Here is a 3,585-nt window from a genome sequence, read left to right on the forward strand (position 1 = left end):
GAGCTCTTCGCAGCGTGGGACATCACCCCGCCGTACACCGAGCGGGACTACTTCGAATACCTGGACGGCAAAAAGCGATACGACGGGGTCGCGAGCCTCCTCCGTAGCCGCGACGTCGAGGTGCCGTGGGGCGATCCGTCCGACCCCCCGACCGCCGACACGGTGTGCGGCATCGGCAACCGCAAGAACGTCGTGTTTTCGGGCGTGCTGCGTTCCGAAGGCATCACCGCCTACCCCGGCTCGGTGCGTCTTCTCGACGCGTTGCAGGCCGCGGGCACACCGATCGCCGTCGTTTCGAGCTCGAAGAACGCCACCGAAGTTCTGCAGGTCGCCGGGCTCACGGACCGATTCCCCGTCGTCATGGACGGTGTCATCGCCGAGCGCGACAATCTCTCGTCCAAGCCCGCGCCCGATGTGTTCGTCGAGGCGGCACGACTGGTCGGCGTCGAGCCCGCGCGCGCTGCGGCCGTCGAGGACGCGATCTCGGGCGTCATGTCGGCAGCCGCGGGCGGCTTCGGACTCGTCATCGGTGTCGACCGCGGCGTCGGTGCCGAGCAGTTGCTGAAGGCCGGTGCTCACCTGGTGGTCGCCGACCTCGGCGAACTCGTGCCCTGACCTGTTTTGCCTCTCTCTTCTCTGCTCGACCCGCGCTAAGGAGCACTCTCCGTCATGATCGATCGCGATCGGTTCCCCGTCGACCCGTGGCGCCTCATCGAGACCTCGTATTCGGAAGAAGACACGGGAGTCACCGAGACCCTGTTTGCGGTCGGGAACGGCTATCTGGGGCTTCGGGGCAATCAGCCCGAGGGTCGCCGTGCGCACGAGCACGGTACGTTCATCAACGGCCTGCACGAGACGTGGCCGATCCGCCACGCCGAGCAGGCCTACGGCTTCGCCGAGGTCGGGCAGACGATCGTCAACGCACCCGACGCCAAGGTGATGCGCGTGTACATCGATGACGAGCCGCTCTCGCTCGATGTCGCGGACGTGCGCGAGTACGAGCGCGTGCTTGATTTCCGCGAGGGTCTTCTGCGGCGTCACGTGGTGTGGTGCACGCCCTCGGGCAAGCAGGTGCAGGTCGACTTCGACCGCATCGTGTCCTTCGACGAGAAGCACTTGGCGCTGATGCGTCTGACCGTGACGGTTCTGAACGCCGACGCCCCCGTGACCGTCTCGTGCCAGCTGATCAACCGCCAGGACGGCGAAGACGTCTACGGCGGCTCCGTCAAACGTGCCAAGGCGGCCGGATTCGACCCGCGCAAGGCCGAGCGCATCGCCGCCGACCGTGTCCTGCTGCCCCAGGAGTACTGGCAGGAGGGCGTCCGCTCGACCCTCAGTTACCAGGTCAACGAATCGGGCATGACGGTCGCGGTCGCGGCCGACCACCTCATCGAGACCGAGAACGACTACGAGGCGCGCAACCTCATCGAGCCCGATATCGCGAAGAACGTCTTCCGCGTCCACGCGAAGCAGGGCGTGCCCATCACGGTCACGAAGCTCGTGTCGTATCACTCGTCCCGCGGCGTTCCGGCGCGCGAGCTGGTCGATCGCTGCCGGCGCACGCTCGACCGTGCCGAGTTCGAGGGCGTCGAGTCGGTCTACGAGCGCCAGCGGGAGTGGATGGATGCGTTCTGGAAGCGGTCCGACGTGCGCATCGGCGGCCACGACGACCTGCAGCAGGCCACCCGCTGGTGTCTGTTCCAGCTCGCGCAGGCGGCGTCCCGCGCGGACGGCCAGGGCGTCCCGGCCAAGGGTGTCACGGGTTCCGGATACAGCGGGCACTACTTCTGGGACACCGAGATCTACGTCCTGCCCTTCCTCACCTACACCTCTCCGCTGTGGGCCCGCAACGCCCTCCGGATGCGGGCGCTCATGCTGCCCGCCGCGCGCCGCCGAGCCTTCCAGCTCAACGAGGCCGGTGCGCTCTTCCCATGGCGGACGATCAACGGCGAAGAGGCATCCGCGTACTACGCCGCCGGCACGGCGCAGTACCACATCAACGCCGACGTGACCTATGCCCTGGCGAAGTACGTGCGCGGCACGGGCGACGTCGACTTCTTGTACCGCGAGGGCATCGATATCGCGGTCGAGACCGCACGGCTCTGGACCACCCTCGGCTTCTGGCGCGAGGGCGAGGGTGACCCGACGTTCCACATCCACGGCGTCACCGGCCCCGATGAATACACGACGGTCGTCAACGACAACCTGTTCACCAACGTGATGGCGCGTTTCAACCTCCGCTTCGCTGCGCGCACCGTGCGCGAGATGGAACATGACGCTCCCGACGCCTACCGTCTGATGGTGGACCGTCTCGGTCTCGACCCGCTCGAGGCGGAGGGATGGGATCTCGCGGCCGAGGCGATGCACATCCCGTTCAGCCCAGCGCTCGGCATCCATCCGCAGGACTCTCTGTTCCTCGAGCGCGAGGTCTGGGATCTCGAGAACACGCCCGCGGATCGCCGCCCGCTGCTGCTGCACTTCCACCCGCTCGTGATCTACCGCTTCCAGGTGCTCAAGCAGGCCGATGTCGTGCTCGCGCTGTTCCTGCAGGGCAACCACTTCTCCGCGGAAGAGAAGTTGGCCGACTTCCAGTACTACGACCCGCTGACCACCGGGGATTCCACCCTGTCGGCCGTTGTCCAGGCGATCCTCGCGGCCGAGGTCGGATACCAGGACCTCGCGCTGGAGTACTTCGAGCAGTCGATCTTCGTGGACCTCGGCGACCTGCATCACAACGCCGCCGACGGTGTCCACGTGGCGTCCGCGGGTGGGGTGTGGACGGCGCTCGTCTGCGGCTTCGGCGGCATGCGCGACCACTACGGCGAGTTGTCCTTCGATCCGCGCCTGCCCGAGTCCTGGCCGGAGCTGTCGTATACGCTGCGCTGGCACGACGCGCACCTGAACGTCACGCTCACGCGCGAAGCTCTGACGCTGAGTCTGGACGAGGGTGAGGCCGAGCCGGTCGCGTTCTCGGTGCGCGGCCGTGAGTACGTTATCGCGCCGGGGGAGGAGATCTCGGTGGAGCTCGCCGACCAGGGTCCTGTGCGCTCGGGGCGTCCGACGATCGAGCAGTTCGAGGACATCCGACGCGAAGACGGCACGCTGCTCTCGGCGTCGGTTCCGACCGTGACGACCGTGATCCCGGCGCTCACCGGACCGATTCCCGTGGGTAGCGTCAGCGGACTCGGCACGGGCGACGACTCGGACCTCGGCGCCGACTCCTGACCCAGGGGCGGTCGGCTGGTACGGCTTCGGCGGCGTGCTTAGCGTTCACAATTCAGTCTCGTCGTCTTCCCGTCGCACGCGGACCCGCATCGTTTCGCGGATATCTGTCCGGCGGGATTGGCAGGGACTGAATACCGAACCGCGGCGACGACGGCCGCGCTGGGGGCCGGTTGCTCTCCGACGCCTCCGTCGTTCGCAATTCAGTCTCTTCGCGGTCGGTCCGGGGCCGGTGCCGCGCCGTCCCGCGGTGAACTCTGTCCCGCAGAGCCTGCGGGACTGAATTACGAACCGAGATGCGCTCTCAGTCCAACCCCGGTCTGGCCTGATGGCGGGAGCAGTTCGGATGTCACACCCACGCCG

Annotated in this window: 2 protein-coding genes; both read left to right on the forward strand. The window is 67.3% G+C overall.

What is annotated here, in order from left to right:
• Positions 1–615: HAD family phosphatase (locus MIC448_RS14345; protein ID WP_036301223.1), on the forward strand; the 615-nt coding region annotated here is incomplete at its 5' end.
• Between the two features lie 54 nt (positions 616–669).
• Entirely contained in the window at positions 670–3,225 is a 2,556-nt protein-coding gene (locus tag MIC448_RS14350) for a glycoside hydrolase family 65 protein (protein ID WP_051514047.1), read from the forward strand.
• The last annotated feature ends 360 nt before the right edge of the window (positions 3,226–3,585 follow it).

It is taken from the genome of Microbacterium sp. C448, from assembly GCF_000582705.2.
Classification (GTDB): domain Bacteria; phylum Actinomycetota; class Actinomycetes; order Actinomycetales; family Microbacteriaceae; genus Microbacterium; species Microbacterium lacus_A.

Excerpts from the sequence above, each read along its gene's own strand:
- MIC448_RS14350 (WP_051514047.1), top strand. The coding sequence starts at position 670 with ATGATCGATCGCGATCGGTTCCCCGTCGACCCGTGGCGCCTCATCGAG.